The organism is Ruegeria sp. BG10 (assembly GCF_056538575.1).
This window is the reverse complement of the sequence record NZ_JBQFTI010000005.1, coordinates 89,048-107,426: the sequence shown is the minus strand read 5'-3', so window position 1 is coordinate 107,426 and position 18,379 is coordinate 89,048. Positions and strand designations below refer to the sequence as shown.

The window sequence follows — 18,379 nt, the reverse complement described above, 5'->3', positions numbered from 1 at the left end:
GATTTGATTTCATCGCTTCGATCAAAAAATACTATCAGCATGCAAATCAAGGCAATCGAAACCTTCCTGTGTGTAGCCGAGGCCGGGGGCTTCCACGCTGCCGCCCGCAGGCTGAACGTGACCCAAACCGCGGTCAGCGCCCGCATTCGCCTGATTGAAGAAGAAACCGGAAAGGCCCTGTTCACGCGCGGCGCCGGAGGCACCGGCCTGACCGAGTTCGGGCGGCAGTTCCGCCCCTATGCCGAACAGATGCTGTCGCTCTGGTCCTTTGCGTCGCGCGACCTTCCGGCTCAGACTCAGAACCGGATCTCTCTCCGTCTGGGGGCACAGTTGAGTATCTGGGATCCTTTGCTGGTCGATCTGGCGGTGCGGTTCGAACAGCAGCTTGGTCAGCTTCTGTTGACGCTCAATTACGATCACGACCTCAACATGATCGACGCCGTGGCCACCCATGTTCTGGACGCGGCCCTGACTCATGAACGCCCGTCGGACGCGCGCGTGCAGTATCATGAACTGAACCCCGAACGCCTGGTGCTGGTGACCACCCCGGCATCCGGCGACGACCCGGTATTCGTCAATCTGGAACTGGGCGAGGTCTATCAGGATCATGTGCGTTCGACCGCGCGCAGGGCGTCGGGCCAAACGGTGTTTCTGGGCAATTGCCTGATGGCCTTGCGGTATGTGCTGCGCCGTGGCGGGATCGGGCATTTCCCCGAATATGTCATCCGGGACCACCTGTCCGCAGGTGATCTGACCCCGGTATCTGGTGCCTTGGATCTGATGTTGCCGCTGTATCTGGTGACGCGCCGCGACAGTGACACGAGCACCGAAATCCTGACCTGCCTGACTGACCTGCGCGCAAATGGCTAGGCTTCGGACAATGCCCCGCCCGCGTCCTTTGTCCGGGCAGGCAGCAACGGGCGACCGGCAACCAGCAGGAAAAGACACGAAATCAGAATGCCGATGATCGCCGGCAGGTACAACAACACCCAAAGATCAGGATCGTCGATAACGATGGGTGACACGAAGCCCCGCACCCCTTCAAGCAGCACCAGTATCGTGAACGCACCCAATATCTGTGGCCACAGACCAAAGCGCGAAAAACTGCCAAGCATCAGGGTCGCGTAACCGGCCAGAGCCACGGCAACACAGATCGCGATCCACGAAAACCGCTGGTGCAGTTCGTCGATCAACTCGCCTTCGGTAAAACCCTCGGCGGCGATGATGGCATCGCGATCCTGCAACAGCTCGACCGTCGGGATCGCCTCAAGGCTGCGCTCGGCCATGCTGTTGGAATTCGTCAGTTCGGAAATGTCGTAGGACGCGTCATCAAACAGTGTCGAGGACAGGGTCCTGCCCTGCTGATCCAAACGCAACGCGATGCCGTCCACCATCACAAGATGAATGCCGGCGCCGTTGTTGACCAGATAGGCTGTTTTGCTGGAATAGCTGGCCGGGTTCTGTTTGTCCCGCCGGTCCGACACAAAGACTTCGTGCAGGGTTCCGTCCAGATCAATGCGGCCGATATAAACGGTAACGCCCCGTGCCGGATGCAGAAATTCGCCTTCGTTCAGCAATTGCGCGGTGACGTCCCCGGCCACCTCGGCCTGGCGTTGCTCCAGTTGTTCGACCGAGGCCGGGCGCAGAAAGATGCTGATAGCCGCCATCATCATCCCCGCCACCAGCCCAAACAGGAAAACCGCACGCGCCAGCCTCCAGGGGCTGGACCCGGTGGCCAGCATCACGGTCATCTCGCTTTCGCGACTCAGGCGGTTGGTGGCATAGACGGCGGCCGCGAATACCGCCATGGGCATCACTGTCCGGATCAGGGTCGGCAGGGTCAGGGCTGTGAATTCAAGAAAGACCATCGCGGATTGTCCGCCGCTGATCACACGGTCAAACAGGCTGACCGAGCGGGTAATCCAGAACACGCCCACCAGAACAAGGGTGAAAAAGCCGAAGAGAATCAGCAATTGCCGCAGGAAATATCCATCAAAGCGCGACATGTTTCCTCATCCGGCCGTTAGCGATCCGGTCGGACAATATGCCAATCGACCGGTCGAGGAAACCATGTTGCCGGACAAAAATCCAATTCATCATGGCCTGCCTCTTCGGAATATCTCCACCGGGATGATGCGCGATGAAAACTGGTGGCTCAAGTTGTCGGGTTCGCCGGTTTCCTCGTCCACCAAACATTCCCTTCCCTGCTCTCACAACCGCCATCAGGCCAACAACAACAGCAACTCGACTTCACCTTCCACGATCCGTCCGGTGCGTTTGAACCCAAACGCCTCATACAGGGGAAGTGCACCGCCCGGCTCATCCACGACACTGATAACCAGCCGCGAAAGGCCCTTTGCCTGGGCAAGGGATTTTGCATAATCCAGCGCCGCCCACCCGTGGCCCTGGCCCTGATGCGCCTGATCCACCATCAGCCGCCAGATATAGACCCCGTCGGGGTCATCACCTTCGTCAAGGTCGGCATCGGGGTGCGACATGTCGACAATGGCCAGCAACCCGACCGGGTCGCTTTCTTTCCACATGCCATAAATCTCGGAGCCCGGTTCAAAAATCGACTGCGCCATGGTCATCAGATTGGACGCCACAAATCCGGTCTGCTCATCCCGAACGCTCAGATTGGCCAGGGCGCGCAGGGTGTCTTGGGTAAGGGGTCGAAAATCCGTCATAGGGGAGTCCTACCACAGCGCCTGTCCACCGCGAAGTTACATTGAAAGCGGGTTGGAGTGGCAGGGGCACTAGAAACGTTTCTGACTTGTTCAACACTCATGAGGCTGCGTCCGAATGGGGTTTGCCTACTTTCCAGCTCTGAAACCGCACATACTGCGGAAAGCTGATGCATTGGTAGAAAAATCGACACCAAGGGGTGCAAGGGAGGCTGTCGCAAGATGGTTGCGAGAAGGCAGCGATCCGCAATAGGCAGGAGCCTAAGTTAAGCGACCGAAATCAGTACGCTTGCGGCGCCTACGAACCCTGCAATTGCTACTGCTCCGGCCGTAAGTATGCAAAAGACTTCCAGTGCACTGAGTTTCATATCTGCCCCCACAGAATGTTTCCGTCGGGGGATAGAACAACTCTCACGGATCGCATAGGGGCTGCATCTTTACGAAGCGGAAATCTGCTTTCCAAGCGGCGCATAATTGCCCAGAGATTGCGCCAAGACCGACATCCCGGGCTTAGGAAGGATGGTTTGAACCTTGACCTGTAGCGCCACTGCATCACCCCGTTATTTGCGGCGTGTCAGCAAGTCGTTCCGTTTTTCGTCAAGCACAGCTCGGAACAGTGATGCGAGTTCAGATTTCTCGACCACCGGGCGCTTGCCGCCCAGAGATTGGCTGCCGGTCAGTTTCACGTGTGCAGCGGACTCCTGATCCGGCTTTGACGTCTTTAGGCGAGTAAGAAAATCTCTGAACTGCATCTCGGTTTCCTTCAACTCATGGTCCAAAACAATAGTGCCGCTGCGAACCTGATCCGAACCCTGCAAAATGGGCTCAAGGACCTTGTGTCGTGAGTGGAGATCCGCAGCGACAAAGCGCATGTAGTGAGGCACTGTGGCTGCGTAAGGGGGAAGAAAACCGAGTTTTGCGTCACATTTTGACTGACCGGTCAAAAAACTGATGCAAAACTTACCTTTGCGTCAACTTTGTTATCCTCCCCGCCGAACGCCGCGACGTTACGTCAAAGCGGACTCGCCTTTAAGGGAAACACGCCCGATGGGCTTCATCTCAGGGACACAAATGAAAAGCCGCCCCAAAAAGACAGCAGGAATGTCGGCGGTAAAAAAGGCGCGCCAAAAAAAGCGCGCCCAGTCCACAGGGAGGATAGTAAAAATTTGCGCTCTTAAAAAATCATGAGCGCCACTCATCAATGTCCTCAGTATCGCCGGATGAACTGATGTTGTCCGTGAAGTGGGTCACAAACTCGGGAATTCGTTTGGCTTTGCGTGTGCTTCCATGATATCCGGGCCTCTTTTTTTGAAGGAGGATTGCTATGAGCAAATATTCAGCACATGAAGCCCTGCACACCGCGCACGTCCTAATGGACTGTTACGGATCACACGTGGGCGAGCATCCTTGGGTAGAGGCTAATCCAGAAATCGCTGCAAAGGTTGAGACCGCTATGGAAGCGATGATGGAAGTGTATCAGGCCATTGGGCGCGTGCATTTGGCGGACAAGGCATAAACCACCTAAACGACCGTTGGGCAGGACCACTTGCACCTGAGCACCCCTGCCCCAGCTACAACACCGTTCAGCGACCGCCAACCAAACCTGACGGTCATGGTTTTGTGAAAAACAGCCCGCTTAAGCAGTGCTAGATGGTGGCGCCACGGTCGAAGCCGCCTCGACTTGCCTTAGGGCATTTGGCACAAACAACTCGCTAAATCCCGCGATGAACCCAAACAGCAGATAGGTCCACGGCTTTAGAGCGGGCTGAATGGATGCAAGCAGCCAGTCGCCGGAAATCAGGAATATGGTAATACCTGCTGCGATGACACCGATAGGGATACGGATGAACCCTGTGTAAACCATTTCCCAAAGTGATACGGAATGATCCACACGTATGCTGCTGACAGATCCCGAAACAGAAAAGAACGCGCCAATTGCACCCAGGGCCAGAATATCCAGCGCGTGAACGTTGAATGAACCGGACGAGCCGGTCACTATCAACGAGGACGTCAGGCTTGAAAAGCGCAATGCGACCCACAGTATCAGGATCGTGATGAGTGCGAACAGGTTTCCCTGCACATAACGCATGCGGTTCTTGCTATCGCGAAGCTTTGTGATGTGCGTGCGAAGGTTATTGAGAAGTTCCTTGGCTTCCTTCTGATTACCCTCATAGGCCATTTCCATCGCGCGCGCCATCAACTCAGTCGCCCTTCTGCGCAGCGAATTGGAACTGCCAATATCAAGGCTGCCCGACCTGCAAATACTATCGACCAGGTCGCATATGTAAGCCAAATCAACCGCGATGGCACCGAGGTTCGCGCGGAGTTCTTTTGCGCAGTTGTAGTCGCTTGGAAACTTGGTTCGCAACCAGATATGATCCGCTCTGCCGCTGCGAATTCCCCGAAACACCCCGCCCTGCGAATGACCTTTTTCGCCATCGGAACTTTTTTCACGCTGGGCGGAAACCTCTTGCACAACCGAGTAGATAATAAACCTTTCCGTTCCTATCAAAACACGGTCCACCGTATCGCCAAGGGGGTCATCCTCACCCCTTACTATCCGGTCTCGGTCTGTGATTTGGCAGTTTGCTGCCTTACTAATACCGCTGTCCGCCGCATCCTGCGGCAGCCCAGAATGCTCATTCATCGGAATAATCCTACAGTAAACTCTGAACTGAAATCTGGGCTTTAGTCTACCACAATCTGCGGTTTTTGCACAGTCGAGCCCCGTTTCGGGCAGAAATGGCCGTTCAAAAGAGAAAGGTCCGCGACCTGATGCAAACTGAAGTCCAGACGATTGAAAGCCTGCTGCAGACATTCAATGCGATGTTGCGCGGGCACGGCACAGAGGAAAAGCAAGTGCTTCCAGCCAGTATGACATCTAAGCACGCAGAAAACCCGAAAGAGCTAATGCGGCAGTTTCTGAACTGAGTTTCCTGCTGTCATCAGAAGCAGTCGATGACGGCGAAATATGCCGAGAAATTTGGATTCTCAGTTAGTTGGAGCAGGCAAAGGCGTACCACCTGCCCCTGAAAGCACTGCGATGACTTCTTCGTGTGTCTGCACCACATATTGCCTGTAACTCAATAGCTTTATTGATGAGTTGTAGCCATGGTTCCGCATCTGCTGAGTGATTTCCAGAGGGCCAACCACTTTGGTAGCATTGAACCAAATTTCAGATCCATCTCTGGAATTCAGATGGGTAAAGCTTTCATTCTCGGCTCGAATGCTCTGAGCGACGTCACTGACGCTCTCGATGACATATGAGGTTACAGCGGCGTCGATACGTGTGTTGGCCGCGCTGTCCTCTCCGCTAATAGTGCGTCGGACACGCATCACTGTGTTGCCAGGAATATTCAGGGATGCGCCGTCTGTTCTCGTAAATGTTGCCATATTGTCTATCCTTTTCCAGCGTGAAATTTGAGCAATCGCTCTGAAATCAGTTGTTTTTTATGACGTTACCATATCATTCAAATGCGAGATTTTCCACAATGGTGGAAACAAGTACGGGTTATTACCCCTTTCGGGCAGTTATCGGTAAGAGATTGGCATCCACCTCCAGAATGCGGTCGAACCTGAAAAACCTTGCATTTAAGTCAGTATCCCGGCCCGATTCACGCAATTCTTTAGCAAAGCGCGCAATATTCCTGGCGGAAACAGATCAATTATGATGTAAGTGATTGATTTTAATGGCAGGGGCAGCAGGGTTCGAACCCGCGACCTACGGTTTTGGAGACCGTCGCTCTACCAACTGAGCTATACCCCTAAGGTGCGCCTCAGATATGCCAGCCGCGCGGCGGACTCAAGAGGCTTTTTCAGATTCCACGACACTTATCGGAATGACAAACAAGTTGCGTGCGGCGTCGAGTTCTATAAGACACGGTTTGGCCAGCACAAGGGACCCCATCCGTGAGTATCCGCAAAAAGATTGCCGACAGCGAAGCCGTTCTGAATTGGGCGGCGCGGCGCATCGCCGGCTATATCCGGATGGTCAACCGCAACACCAGATGGCAGCGCATCGGATATGAAGAGCTGGACCTTCTGGCCGAACAGGGCGAGCCTGTGATCGTGGTTCTGTGGCACCAGCGGCTGGCGCAGTCGCCCTATTTCTTTCCGCTGGACAAAGGACGCATCTGTTCGATCACTTCGGCCGCGCGGGCGGGCAGCATGGTGGGACGTGTACAGAAGCTGTTCGGCATGGACACGATTGCCATGTCCAGCCACAAGCGCCACGTTGCCCTGTCGCGCGAAGTGCTGGGCAAGATGAAGCAGGGCATCTCTATCGGAATTGCGGCGGACGGGCCGCGCGGCCCCGAGCGGATTTCCTCGACCGTGCCGCTGATCTGGGCGCGCACCTCGGGCAAACGGGTTTTCGGGATCACCTATTCCGCAAGACACGGGCGCGAAGCGGGCACCTGGGACCGCCTGCTGATGCCCCGCCCCTGGCGCAACGAAGGCGTGTTTCTGTGCCGGGAATGGACGGATGCTGTGCCACGCAAGGCCACAGAGGAACAGATGGAATCGCTGCGCCAAAGCCTGGAGCAGCACATGAACGACATCACCGCCGAAGCCGACCGCATGGTCGGGCGCGAACCGTGGTCGCCCGCAGGCTAACCGCCGCGCAGGCGCTGCATCAGGTAAACCTCACTGCCCTCAGGGATGGGTTCGGTCAGCCCGCTGGCGATGACGCGGCCATCAATTGCTATGGAGACACCCGCGTCGATCGGCCCCTGAAGCTGCGGATGCGCCCGCACCAGTTCCTTCAGCAAATCGCCGGTGGTCCTGGCCTCGACCTCCACCACCTGCTGACCCCCGGTCAGAGACCGGAGGCCGGACCAGAGGTGGACCTCAACCATTGTTCTTGAGTGCCGCCAGAATGCGCGGCGGCGACATCGGCAACTGCCGCATCCGTACCCCCGCCGCGTGTGAGACCGCGTTGGCGATTGCGGCCAGCGGCGGCACGATGCCGGTCTCACCCACGCCACGCACGCCGAACGGGTGGCCGGGGTTGGGCACTTCTACGATCACCGTGTCGATCATCGGCAGATCGCTGGCGACCGGGATGCGGTAGTCGAGGAAGATCGAGTTCTGCAGGCGACCATCCTCACCATAGATATATTCCTCGTTCAGCGCCCAGCCGATGCCCTGCGCGGCACCGCCCTGATACTGGCCTTCCACATAGGTCGGGTGGATCGCCTTACCGGCGTCCTGAATGACCGTATATCGGGTGACGCTGGTCTTGCCGGTCTCCGGATCGACCTCGGCATCGACGATATGGGTGCCAAAGGACACACCCGCGCCCTCGGGGGTCGCCTCGAAATGGCCCGAAATCGGGCCGCCGGTTGAGCCCATATCGGCGGTGATATCGGCCAGCGGCAATGGATCGAAATCGCCTGCGTTCGGGCCGGACGGCACCGCGCTACCGTTCTCCCATTTTACCGCGTCGACCGGGATGCCCCATTTGGCCGCGGCGCGTTCGCACAGCTTCTCGACAGCATGACGGGCGGCCTTGATTGTCGCCAGACCTGATGCATAGGTCACGCGCGAGCCGTGGCTGACGTCGTTATAACCCAGCGTTGCGGTGTCAGCGATGGTGACGCGGATATTCTCATACGGAATACCGAGAACCTCGGCCGCCATCAGCGCCATGGACGCACGCGACCCGCCAATATCGGGTGTCCCAACCATCAACTGTGCCGAACCGTCCTCGGACAGGGCCAGCGACACGGACGTCTCGCCCCCATGGTTGAACCAGAACCCGCAGGAAATCCCGCGCCCCTGCCCCGGCTTCAACGGGGCCGAGTAGTGCGGGTGCGCCTTGGCGGCCTCAAGTGTTTCGACCAGACCGATGCGTTCGTAACGTGGGCCATAGCTGGCCTTGGTGCCCTCATGCGCTGCGTTTTTCAGACGTACATCGACCGGATCGAGGCCCAGCTTCTTGCACAGCTCATCAATCACCGACTCCACTGCAAAGGCCCCCATCGGCGCCCCCGGCGCGCGATAGGCGGCCTGTTTCGGTCGGTTGGCCATGACGTCATAGCCGATCTGCCTGACGTTGGTCAGGTTGTAGGGCGCAAAGGCACACATGGCGGTCATGTCACCCGGCGCGCCCGGGAAGGCCCCACCCTGAAGGCGGAACACGCCCTGCGCCGCCGATATGGTGCCGTCCTTCTTCATCCCGATCTTGATGTCCATCGACGCCGACGAGGTCGGACCCGTGGCGCGGAACACCTCTGACCGGGCCATGACGATCTTGACCGGACGGTTGGCCTTGCGGCTCAGCGCCAGCGCGACGGGTTCGATAAAGACAGTGGTCTTGCCGCCAAAACCGCCGCCGATCTCGGACGCGGTCACGCGCAGCTGCGATGTTTCGATCCCCAGCAGCGCCGCACAGGTCTTTTGCGCGATCCAGTGACCCTGGGTGGTGCACCACAGCTCTCCCTTGCCGTCATTGCCCAGCATCGCCAGACAGGCGTGGGGTTCGATGTAACCCTGATGGGTCGCTTCGGTCACAAAGCTGTCTTCGATAATCAGATCGGCCTCGGCGAACCCGGCCTCGACATCGCCATGGCCGCTTTCGTGATAACGTACGACGTTGGGGTGCATCCCCGCGGGCACGGAATAATCCGCAGCACCTTCGCGAATAACCGGGGCGTCTGCCGCCATCGCCTTGTCCACGTCGGTGACGTGCGGCAGCACCTCGTACTCGACCTCAATCAGCTTGAGCGCATCGCGCGCCGCCAGCGCCGAAGTCGCGGCAACAGCGGCCACCGCGTGCCCGTCATAAAGCGCCTTTTCACCCGCCATGACGTTTTCCAGAACGTTCCAGAACTCGCCTTCCAGACCCGGTTTGAATGGCACTTCGGCGAAGTCCGCGCGGGTGACGACGGCCTTGACGTCCTTATGCGCCTCAGCTTTCGAGGCGTCGATCTTCACGATCCGCGCATGTGCATGGGGCGAGCGCAGCACCGCACCGTGCAGCATTCCCGGCGCATAGGCGTCGGCCCCGAATTTGGCGCGACCCGTTACCTTGTCCAGACCGTCCGGTCGATCCGGGCGGGTTCCGACGAAAGTGAATTGCGATTTGCGATCGTCGAGTGCCATTACGAAGCCTCCCGCAGCTCTTGCGCCGTTTCCATCACAGCGCGAATGATTTTGTCATAACCGGTACAGCGGCAGAGGTTGCCTGCCAACCAATACCGGGTCTCCTCTTCGGTCGGGTTGGGGTTCTTCTCCAACAGCGACTTGGCCGCCACCAGAATGCCCGGCGTGCAGATACCGCACTGCAGGGCCGCGTGTTCGATGAACTTCTTTTGCAGCGGATGCAGAACATCTCCGTCGGCGATACCTTCGACCGTCTCAATGTTCTTCCCGTCCGCCTCAACGCCCAGCATCAGGCAGGAACAGACCAGACGACCATCGACGGTGACCGAGCACGCGCCGCAGTCGCCGGTCCCGCAGCCCTCTTTAGCGCCGGTCAGGTTCAGCTTGTCGCGCAGGCAGTCCAGCAGGGTTTCGCGCGGGTCACAGAGGTATTCGACCGTGTCCCCGTTCACGGTGGTGGATACATGGAACTTGCTCATGCTTGTTCTCCCTTGGCACGGGCATAGGCGATTTTCGCGGAGCGCTTGGCCAGAACGCCAGCGACCTCGGTGCGAAACGCGATCGTTCCGCGCTTGTCATCAATCGGGTTGCAGGCGGCCGAGGCCGCATTGGCCAGCACATCCAGCGCAGCATCACCCAGCGAGGTGCCGATGATGGCTTGGGCCGCATCCTCAACCAGCAGAACGGTCGGGGCGACGGCACCCAGCGATACGCGGGCTTCGGTGACGGTATCCCCGTCCAGGCGCAGGCTGACGCCAACGCCGACCACGGCGATATCCATTTCCGTGCGCGGGATAAAGCGCAGGTAGGCGTCGCCGCCCTGTTCGCCCCGCGCCGGGATGTTGATGGCCGATATCAGCTCGCCCCTGGCCAGAGACGTCTTGCCCGGGCCTGTGGGGATGTCCTCGACCGCAACCTCGCGGTCGCCATCCGGACCCGTTACCGTCACCGTCACACCGGCCGCCACCATGGCCGGAACCGAATCCGCCGCCGGAGAGCCGTTGCACAGATTGCCGGTCAGCGTCGCCCGTCCCTGCACCTGAGTCGATCCGATCAGGTCCATCGCCTCGACCACACCCGGCCAGTCGCGGCTTAGCTCGGGATGCTCGCTCATCTCAGCACCGGTCGCGGCGACGCCCAGCGTCCAGCTTCCGTCTGCGTTGCGTGTGATGTCGAATACACCGTTGATTTTCTTGACGTCGATCAGCGTGTCGGGCGTTACCAGATCCGAGCGCAGCTGCACCAGAACATCCGTGCCGCCTGCCAGAAACCGTGTGATGCCCGTCGCGTTCGCGGCCAGATCCGAAGCTTCGGCAAAGCTGGCGGGGCTGTGATAATCCATGAAATACCTCGCACCTGTTGATCAGGGTTCACTGGGGTTCGCTGGGGACGTTAGTGCAGCAGGCACCCTGCGTCCATGGCTGGAACGACCAATTTTTGTGATTCAAAATGTCGTTTCCGGACTACGGGTCACAGATCGATCTCGATCACGCCTTCCGGTTGGGTCGCGCGGCTCTGGCACAATATGATCGCGTCTTCGCGCTGCTTGTTGGACAGCACGAAATCACGGTGTTCGATATCGCCCGAGATCACCCCGCATTTACACACGCCGCAAATCCCGTCCGAGCATTTGACGTCGACGTGAATACCCGCCTCGTTCAGCACCTGTGCGGCGTCCTTGTCGGCCGGCACGGCAAAGTCCCGTCCTGATTTTGCCAGCCTCAGCGTGAAGGGATGGTTTTCATAATCCGGCTGCTCAGGCACCGAGAAATATTCCAAATGCCGCGCTTCTTCAGGAAAGCCCTGCCGCTCTGCCGCCTGTATGACGCCGTCCATATAGCGATCCGGCCCGCAGGTATAAACATGCCAGCCATCCTGATAGCCCGACAGAACCGCATCCAGATCGGCCCGCGTGCCTTCGTCCGAGAAATGGCAGTGCACGTTGTCTGCCCAGGGCATCGCCGCCAGATCATCCAGATACCCAGCCCCGGCGCGGGTGCTGGCCGAGTAATGCAATTCAAACGGTTTACCAAGGCGGTGCAGACGGTGGGCAAAAGCGATCATCGGGGTGATTCCGATCCCGCCGCCCATCAGGAAGGTCTTGGTGGCCGTTTCGTCCAACTCGAAATGGTTGATGGGTTTCGAAATGAAAACCTTGCGGCCTTCGTCAAAGATGCGATGCAACAGGGCCGATCCGCCGCGCCCGTCATCCTCGCGCAATACGCCGATCTGATAGACGGACCGGTCGGACGGGTCGCCGGACATCGAATACTGGCGCAGGAACTCGGGGGCGACCAGCACATCCAGATGCGCCCCGGCGGTCCAGTCGGGCAGCGGCGCGCCATTTAGGGCCGAAAACTCATACTTGGTCACATCTGCGGTCATCTTGTGAACTTTGGTCAGTTCGACCCGCATCACCGGCGCATCGCCAGCGATGGTATAGCGATGCACCATGGACAGATCGCCCGCCGCCTTGCGGGCCTTGTATTCCTGCGCCGTCACCATCGCCTCATAGGCGGCGATCCCGGCCTCGCGGTCCATCGCAAAGGGATAGGGCCACGGGTGCGGGGCCAGATAGGCGGGATAGACCGCAAGCGTCTGATCCTCGTATTTCAGGCCCAGATCCGTTTGAAGGTCACGCCGGTTCAGCGCGTGTTGCGACGGGCGATAGGCCCCGTCTGGCTGCAACTCGATGTCCCACCACCATTTCTTGGTGTCATTCAGCCCGCCATTGCCGACCGCATCGTCCAATTTCGCGAGCGCAGGTGCGGCTTGCGGGACGTTCATCGCCGCCCAGCGGAAGGGGCGTTCCTTGAAGATGCCTTCAAGGTTCCACGGACAGGTCTTCATGCAGCGCCCGCACATCGCGCCCCCGGGCGTCGTGATCCGGTAGGTGGCGCATTTCTGGCTGTCGGATTTCCAGATCTCATAGCCGTTGAACATCAGCTTCGGTCCGGCGGTAATCGCTCCCGAGGGGCATTCCCGCGCGCATTTGTTGCAGCTTTCGCAAAAGGTCTGAAGGCCGAAATCGATGGGTTTGTCATGCGTCATCGGCATGTCCGTCGTCACCACACCGGATTTCAGTCTCGGACCCAGATAGGGGTTGAGGATGACCTCTCCGATCCGGCTGACCTCACCCAGCCCGGACAGCAGCAGAAGCGGCGGCTGCAACACTTCTCCGTCCATCACTGTATGCGCCCGGGCCTTATAGCCGAGATTGCGGATCTGCTGCGCGATCACACCGCCCAGCAGCGAAAATCGCAGATAGGCGCGCATCGACTGGGCCACGCTGATCCAGTCATCGCCGCTGGCACCCTCCATCGTTTCATAGCCCTGATCAATGATCATGCTGATGGCCTGATCATGGGGCGGCACGATCTCTTCACCGGTGGCGTCATGGGAATACCACGTCCAGTCCGGGCAGCGGCTCAGACCCACGGCATCGACGCCAAGAAAGTATGTGGCCGCCTTCACATTGGCCGCATTGCGGTCAGCACCAGACGGGGGCGGTCCTTCTGCGCTGTCGCCATCCTGCAGAAGGACAAACGCGCCCAGCGCGCGCCGTTGCGCAAAGCTGGGGGCGGCCTTGCGGACATAATGACCACCCTTGGCCGCATCCTGCAGGGTCTTGCCCATGTCCCCGAATTGCGCCCGCGCGAACATGTCGGCGCGTTTGGGCACGCGGGCCACGTTACCCTCGTCGATATAGGTGGTCGGATCGTCCACCCGTTTGAGCTTTTCAAACGGATGCGCTCCATCCGCATAGCGCCGCTTGGCATAAGGGTCGCGGTTCAGAGCGTTTTTGGCAAAACCCGTGCCCAGCCACCACGCCGGGCCCTGAGTGCGGAACCACGGCTGCTGCGCCATCGGCATCAGCGGCTGGTCATGCGCAATCTCCATCTCGGTCGTCACGGCGGCCAGACCAAATCGCCGGCCCAGCCACGGAACCACCGCGTCGCCATCCTCGATCGAGGCGAGACCCGCTGCCACCGCCAGTTTGCCCAGATCAACCTCGGACGACATCGCGGTGTGCGCCCGTGCGTCATATCCCAGCAGGCGGATGTAATTTGCAATCACCACCGCATTCTCTGTCGCCAGCAGGCAGGCGCGGTGATCCTGCGCATCCATGATCCAGTCCGATCCCGGCTCGGCCGGATCAGGATCGCGGTTGTGTTCGTAAAGAAAGACGATGGCATGACGATGCGACCCCATCGGCCTGGGCGCGGCTTCCATGCTTTCCTTAAGGTCGGCCATGATCACGTCGATCCCCGAGGCCAGCGTCTTGGTCTGGCGGGTGCGCAGAGCATGGGCCAGACGGTCAATATCGGGATTTCGGCGCGGTTCCGACAGCAGCGCCCCTGGCGACAGCGGACCACAGCCCATCATCGACGCATCGTTGAAATAGCCAAACGCTTTCAGGTGGTTGGCCCGTTCAACCGGGTGTGATGGGATCTCGGACGCCACCGGATTCACAAACCCGTCCCGGATCGTGTCCATCATGGCCTGAAATTCGCCCATTGCGTTGACGATGCTTGCGGGCTGTTCCGGCCGGTGGAAACTGAGATCCGGCATTGGTCGCAGCTTGGACAGATCCGGCATCTGTCCCTGCCGGGCCAGACGCTCCAGCGGATAGGGGCCCATATGGACCGGCCTGTTCTTGTCCGAGAAAAAGCGGATCCCCATCGCGCGCCTCCTGTTTCTGCACATCGCCTAACCTGCGATAGACAGTAAATCCATTCATGAATAGTCATAGACGGTATGAACAAAATTGATTTCACTGACCTGGATGGCAAGGTTCTGCGCGTCTTTCTGACGATACTCGAAGAAAGCTCGGTCTCGAAGGCGGCGGACCGGCTGGGTGTGACGCAATCGGCCATCAGCCACACGTTGGGCAAACTGCGGCAGGTGCTGGGCGACCCGCTGTTTGTGCGATCCGGTCAGGGTCTGACCCCGACCGAGCGCGCGCTGTCCCTGAAAGAACCGGTGCAGAGCGTCCTTGACGGGATGCGGGCGCTGACCGAGGACCGACCGTTCGATCCGCTCTCAGACGAGATGCACATCCAGATCGCCACAAACGACATGCCGCGTGAGCTAATCTTCCCCCCGCTTCTGCATGCGGTGCGGTCCGAAGGCGTACGGCTGCGGCTGGGCTTTATTCCCTCGGGTGTGCCCGACCCGGATTTACTGCGCAGCGACCGTTGCCAGCTGATGCTGACGCCGTTGCCGCCGGACGGGCCCGATATCTTTCAGAAACGTGTGCTCAGCAGCCCGCTGATGATCTATTTCGACAGCAACCGTCGTACACCGCCACACGACTGGCCCAGCTATTGCGAAACCGAGCATGTCGAGGTGCGCTTTGCCGACGGGCGCAGTTCGCGCGCCGTCATGCGCGGCGTGGATCAGAGCCGCATCAGACCGCCCACGGTGACCCTGCCGCATTTCAATGCCATTCCGTCCTTTGTAAAAGGCAGCGACCTGATTTCAACGGACACAGCCCTGATGAAGCAAGGCCCGCTAGCGGAACTGGACTGTGTCCCCCTGCCCTTTGAGTGCGAGCCGGTGTCGATCTACATGGTCTGGCACCAAAGATCGGCAAACGACCCGGCCCATCGCTGGCTGCGCGACCGGATCGAAACGATTGCTGCAACGTTTCAGACCTGAGAATGCAACCAGTCCCTCATCACCGCGACAAGGCCGGGCTGGCGCGGCTGCCGGGGGATCACGACGTAGAATCCCAGATCTTCGACAAGCACCTCCGCAAGCGGCTGGGCCAATTTGCCCGATGCCAGTTCTGCCGCAACCAGGGGCGCATTGGCCAGCGCGATGCCTTGCCCCGAGATCGCGGCGTCAATCGCAAGGCTGGTCTGGCTGAAATTCATCACCCTCGGTTTGCCCGACACCCCGAGCCGTTCCAGATACAGCGGCCACAGACCATGCGTGTCGTTTAGCAGAACATGGCCCATCAGATCGCCGGGCCTGTCGATCCGCTCTGCAAGCGCCGGGCTGCACACGGCAATGAACTCGGTTGAAAACAGCGGCTCGACAGTCAGGTTAGGCCCAAAAGGCGGGCGCCCCTGCCGGACCGCGAGATCCACACCGTCCGCCCTGAATTCCGCTAACCGTTCCTGCGCGTCGACCTGAACGCTGATCTCGGGGTGGCGCGCGGTGAAATCCGGCAGGCGCGGAACCAACCATTTCGAGGCAAAGCTGGGCGTGACCGAAAGCGTGATCTGGCGATCACCCGACAGGTCGGCCGCAGCCTCTTCGATCAACCTGAAAGCCCGGCGCAGCGGCGCGTGAAATCGCCGGCCGGCTTCTGTCAGCGCCAGACCCCGGGGCAGACGGGTGAACAGTTGCTCGGCCAGCCGCGCCTCAAGCCCGCGCACCTGTTGCGCAACGGCACCCTGCGTCACGCCCAGTTCTTCGGCCGCAAGGCGAAAGTTCAGATGGCGGGCCGCCGCCTCAAAGGCCCGGAGTGCGTTCAGCGGTGGCAATGCAGCCATCAGGTCATCCAGTAGATTTTCTACAGCATACTGACAGAAGAACTGATTGGTCAAACGTGTTCCAACGGCGCATCCTGTGTGTCGACAAAACAGGAGGATTCACATGACCAAAGTGGCGCTGATCACGGCAGGCGGCAGCGGAATGGGCGCGGATTCGGCCCGCCGCCTGGCCGCAGATGGATTCAAAGTGGGCATCCTGTCTTCATCGGGCAAAGGCGAAGCACTGGCGCATGAGTTGGGTGGCGTCGGTGTAACCGGTTCGAACCAGTCCGTCGATGATCTGCAGAAACTTGTCGATGCGGCGATGGCCCATTGGGGCCGTATCGACGTTCTGGTCAATTCCGCAGGCCACGGTCCGCGCGCGCCGGTGCTGGAGCTGACAGACGACGACTGGCATCGCGGGATGGACGTCTATTTCCTGAATGCTGTGCGACCAACGCGACTGGTCACTCCGATCATGCAGGCGCAGAGTGGCGGGGCGATCATCAATATCTCAACCTTCGCCGCGTTCGAACCGGACCCGGTCTTTCCGACCTCGGGCGTGTTTCGCGCCGGGCTGGCGGCTTTTGCCAAGCTGTTCTCGGACCAGTACGCCGCTGACAATATCCGCATGAACAACGTGCTGCCGGGCTTCATCGATAGCCTGCCCGAGAAAGAAGAGTTCCGCGCCCGTATCCCGCTGGGACGATACGGGCGTAGCTATGACGAGATTGCGTCGGTCGTGGCGATGCTCGCCTCGGAAGGCGGCGGTTATATCACCGGCCAAAATATCCGGGTCGATGGCGGCATCACCCGATCGGTCTGAGGTCAGATCCGGGACTTGAAGAAATGCGTCAACGTCGCGCCGGTTTCAAAATAGGCGCGGCGCAGACCGGTCCAGCTTTCACGATATTCGGCGAGTGCTGGCACCGGCAGCAGCGACGGGTCGTTGCTCAGCAGGCTCTTGGCCGCCAACCTGCCGAACACGGTGCCGGGCCCGATCCCACGTCCGGAAAATCCGTGCACGGACAACGCATTGGGGCCGATCTGCGTGAGTTTCGGGATATGGTCCGACGTCATCGCAATGCGCCCATGCCACCCTTCGATCAGAGGCTGATCCGCCAGTTGCGGGTATAGCTTGGCAGTTTTGCGCCTGATCCAGGCCGAATGCGTCGCGCCGCCTGCTTGGCCCAGATCGCCCATGGCCCCGATGAGGAACCTGCCGTCCTGATCCATCCGAAACGAGGTCATGATCAGGCCGGTATCCCAGCAGCCTTCACCCCCTTGCAGGATACTGGCGCGCAAATTGTCGGACAAAGGGGCGGTGGCATATTGGAAGTAGTATACAGGCACATATGCCGGTGCTGTGTTTGCCAGATTCTGGTGATAGGCGTTGGTCGCCTGAATCACCGATTTGGCGCGCAACAGGCCCCGGCTGGTTTGCAACACCCAGACGCCGCTTACGCGCCGCATGGTCTCAACCGGGCTGTGCGTGCAGATAACGGCCCCGGCCTCGGCGGCGGCGCGGGCCAGCCCCCGGACATAAGACAGCGGCTGGATCGTGCCGGCGCGCGGATCAAACATTGCCCCGCGGAACGCGGCACTACCGGTCCGCTGACCGGTCTTTTCTGCGGACAGCAGTTCAACCGGCGCACCGGCTTCGACCAGCTGGGCGTGACGTGTTTGCAGGTCTCTGTAACCCGCTTTGGAATGCGCACAGTGCAGCGTTCCGTTTCGCACCGGCGTGCAGTCGATCCCGTGCCGGTCGATCAGTTCAAACACGTCCGAAGGCGCCGCCGCCAGAATGTCGATCAGCCGGTCCCCGGCCTCGGCCCCCAGATGCGCGCGAATCTCTGCGGGCGGCAGCCACAATCCGGCATTGGCCAGCCCGACATTGCGCCCCGAACCGCCATGACCGATTTCATACGCCTCAAGCAGACAGACCGACGCGCCGGCCTGCGCAGCCGTCAAAGCGGCAGAGCAGCCGGTATAGCCACCACCAATCACCGCCAGATCGACGGTGATTTCGTCGGTCAAAGGGGCGCTGTCGACATGCTCACGGCAGGTTTTGCACCAGAGGGACTGATCGTGATCGCTCACTTCGCACTC

General features: G+C 59.8%; 19 protein-coding genes and 1 tRNA gene. 6 read left to right on the top strand and 14 right to left on the bottom strand.

Annotated elements, in window-relative coordinates:
* Nucleotides 1–39 precede the first annotated feature (39 nt).
* Nucleotides 40–870: a LysR family transcriptional regulator gene (locus ACR0D8_RS17575; RefSeq protein WP_480648441.1), complete on the top strand. Its 831-nt coding sequence runs from the start codon at nt 40–42 to the stop codon at nt 868–870.
* Here the strand turns inward: ACR0D8_RS17575 and lptF are convergent.
* The 4 genes from lptF to ACR0D8_RS17555 form a co-directional block, all read right to left on the bottom strand.
* On the bottom strand, nt 867–2,006 hold the full coding sequence (gene lptF, locus ACR0D8_RS17570) for an LPS export ABC transporter permease LptF (RefSeq protein ID WP_480648439.1): 1,140 nt from the start codon (nt 2,004–2,006) through the stop codon (nt 867–869). The two genes, ACR0D8_RS17575 and lptF, sit on opposite strands and share 4 nt — an antisense overlap.
* Nucleotides 2,007–2,222: 216 nt before the next feature.
* A complete protein-coding gene (locus ACR0D8_RS17565) occupies nt 2,223–2,687 on the bottom strand; it encodes a GNAT family N-acetyltransferase (RefSeq protein ID WP_480648438.1) in 465 nt (154 codons plus the stop codon).
* Between the two features lie 557 nt (nt 2,688–3,244).
* Nucleotides 3,245–3,556 (bottom strand): hypothetical protein, encoded by a 312-nt coding sequence (locus ACR0D8_RS17560; RefSeq protein WP_480648436.1) that lies wholly within the window; start codon nt 3,554–3,556, stop codon nt 3,245–3,247.
* Between the two features lie 135 nt (nt 3,557–3,691).
* On the bottom strand, nt 3,692–3,883 hold the full coding sequence (locus ACR0D8_RS17555; protein ID WP_480648435.1) for a hypothetical protein: 192 nt from the start codon (nt 3,881–3,883) through the stop codon (nt 3,692–3,694).
* Nucleotides 3,884–4,008: 125 nt separating this feature from the next.
* On the opposite strand from ACR0D8_RS17555, the gene ACR0D8_RS17550 reads away from it, so the two are divergent.
* Nucleotides 4,009–4,200, top strand: a complete 192-nt coding sequence (locus tag ACR0D8_RS17550) for a hypothetical protein (protein ID WP_480648433.1) — start codon at nt 4,009–4,011, stop codon at nt 4,198–4,200.
* A 120-nt stretch (nt 4,201–4,320) separates the two neighbouring features.
* On the opposite strand, the gene ACR0D8_RS17545 is transcribed toward ACR0D8_RS17550, so the two are convergent.
* Entirely contained in the window at nt 4,321–5,331 is a 1,011-nt protein-coding gene (locus ACR0D8_RS17545; protein ID WP_480648431.1) for a hypothetical protein, read from the bottom strand.
* 95 nt (nt 5,332–5,426) lie between these two features.
* On the opposite strand from ACR0D8_RS17545, the gene ACR0D8_RS17540 reads away from it, so the two are divergent.
* Nucleotides 5,427–5,615 (top strand): hypothetical protein, encoded by a 189-nt coding sequence (locus ACR0D8_RS17540; RefSeq protein WP_480648429.1) that lies wholly within the window; start codon nt 5,427–5,429, stop codon nt 5,613–5,615.
* A gap of 60 nt (nt 5,616–5,675) precedes the next feature.
* Here ACR0D8_RS17540 and ACR0D8_RS17535 read toward each other — a convergent pair whose 3' ends face one another.
* Nucleotides 5,676–6,077: a hypothetical protein gene (locus tag ACR0D8_RS17535; RefSeq protein WP_480648427.1), complete on the bottom strand. Its 402-nt coding sequence runs from the start codon at nt 6,075–6,077 to the stop codon at nt 5,676–5,678.
* Between the two features lie 297 nt (nt 6,078–6,374).
* A tRNA-Trp gene (locus ACR0D8_RS17530) sits at nt 6,375–6,450 on the bottom strand.
* A gap of 143 nt (nt 6,451–6,593) precedes the next feature.
* Between ACR0D8_RS17530 and ACR0D8_RS17525 the strand changes: the two genes are divergently transcribed.
* On the top strand, nt 6,594–7,298 hold the full coding sequence (locus ACR0D8_RS17525) for a lysophospholipid acyltransferase family protein (RefSeq protein WP_480648425.1): 705 nt from the start codon (nt 6,594–6,596) through the stop codon (nt 7,296–7,298).
* On the opposite strand, the gene ACR0D8_RS17520 is transcribed toward ACR0D8_RS17525, so the two are convergent.
* From ACR0D8_RS17520 to ACR0D8_RS17500, 5 genes are all read right to left on the bottom strand, one after another.
* Entirely contained in the window at nt 7,295–7,540 is a 246-nt protein-coding gene (locus tag ACR0D8_RS17520; protein WP_475157887.1) for a MoaD/ThiS family protein, read from the bottom strand. The two genes, ACR0D8_RS17525 and ACR0D8_RS17520, sit on opposite strands and share 4 nt — an antisense overlap.
* Complete coding sequence (locus ACR0D8_RS17515) at nt 7,533–9,788, bottom strand: xanthine dehydrogenase family protein molybdopterin-binding subunit (protein ID WP_480648423.1); 2,256 nt, start codon at nt 9,786–9,788, stop codon at nt 7,533–7,535. Before ACR0D8_RS17515 ends, ACR0D8_RS17520 begins: the two co-directional genes overlap by 8 nt.
* Nucleotides 9,788–10,267, bottom strand: a complete 480-nt coding sequence (locus ACR0D8_RS17510; RefSeq protein WP_475157885.1) for a (2Fe-2S)-binding protein — start codon at nt 10,265–10,267, stop codon at nt 9,788–9,790. The genes ACR0D8_RS17515 and ACR0D8_RS17510 overlap by 1 nt, the downstream gene beginning before the upstream one ends.
* On the bottom strand, nt 10,264–11,130 hold the full coding sequence (locus ACR0D8_RS17505) for an FAD binding domain-containing protein (protein WP_480648421.1): 867 nt from the start codon (nt 11,128–11,130) through the stop codon (nt 10,264–10,266). Before ACR0D8_RS17505 ends, ACR0D8_RS17510 begins: the two co-directional genes overlap by 4 nt.
* A gap of 128 nt (nt 11,131–11,258) precedes the next feature.
* Nucleotides 11,259–14,471 (bottom strand): reductive dehalogenase, encoded by a 3,213-nt coding sequence (locus ACR0D8_RS17500; protein ID WP_480648420.1) that lies wholly within the window; start codon nt 14,469–14,471, stop codon nt 11,259–11,261.
* 75 nt (nt 14,472–14,546) lie between these two features.
* Between ACR0D8_RS17500 and ACR0D8_RS17495 the strand changes: the two genes are divergently transcribed.
* On the top strand, nt 14,547–15,449 hold the full coding sequence (locus ACR0D8_RS17495) for a LysR family transcriptional regulator (protein WP_480648418.1): 903 nt from the start codon (nt 14,547–14,549) through the stop codon (nt 15,447–15,449).
* Here the strand turns inward: ACR0D8_RS17495 and ACR0D8_RS17490 are convergent.
* Complete coding sequence (locus ACR0D8_RS17490; protein ID WP_480648416.1) at nt 15,440–16,291, bottom strand: LysR substrate-binding domain-containing protein; 852 nt, start codon at nt 16,289–16,291, stop codon at nt 15,440–15,442. The genes ACR0D8_RS17495 and ACR0D8_RS17490 overlap by 10 nt on opposite strands.
* 103 nt (nt 16,292–16,394) lie before the next feature.
* On the opposite strand from ACR0D8_RS17490, the gene ACR0D8_RS17485 reads away from it, so the two are divergent.
* Nucleotides 16,395–17,096 carry an SDR family oxidoreductase gene (locus ACR0D8_RS17485; RefSeq protein ID WP_480648414.1) on the top strand — a complete coding sequence of 234 codons (702 nt, stop codon included), beginning with the start codon at nt 16,395–16,397 and terminating at the stop codon, nt 17,094–17,096.
* Between the two features lie 2 nt (nt 17,097–17,098).
* Here the strand turns inward: ACR0D8_RS17485 and ACR0D8_RS17480 are convergent, their stop codons facing one another.
* A complete protein-coding gene (locus tag ACR0D8_RS17480) occupies nt 17,099–18,370 on the bottom strand; it encodes an NAD(P)/FAD-dependent oxidoreductase (RefSeq protein WP_480648412.1) in 1,272 nt (423 codons plus the stop codon).
* Between the last annotated feature and the right edge of the window lie 9 nt (nt 18,371–18,379).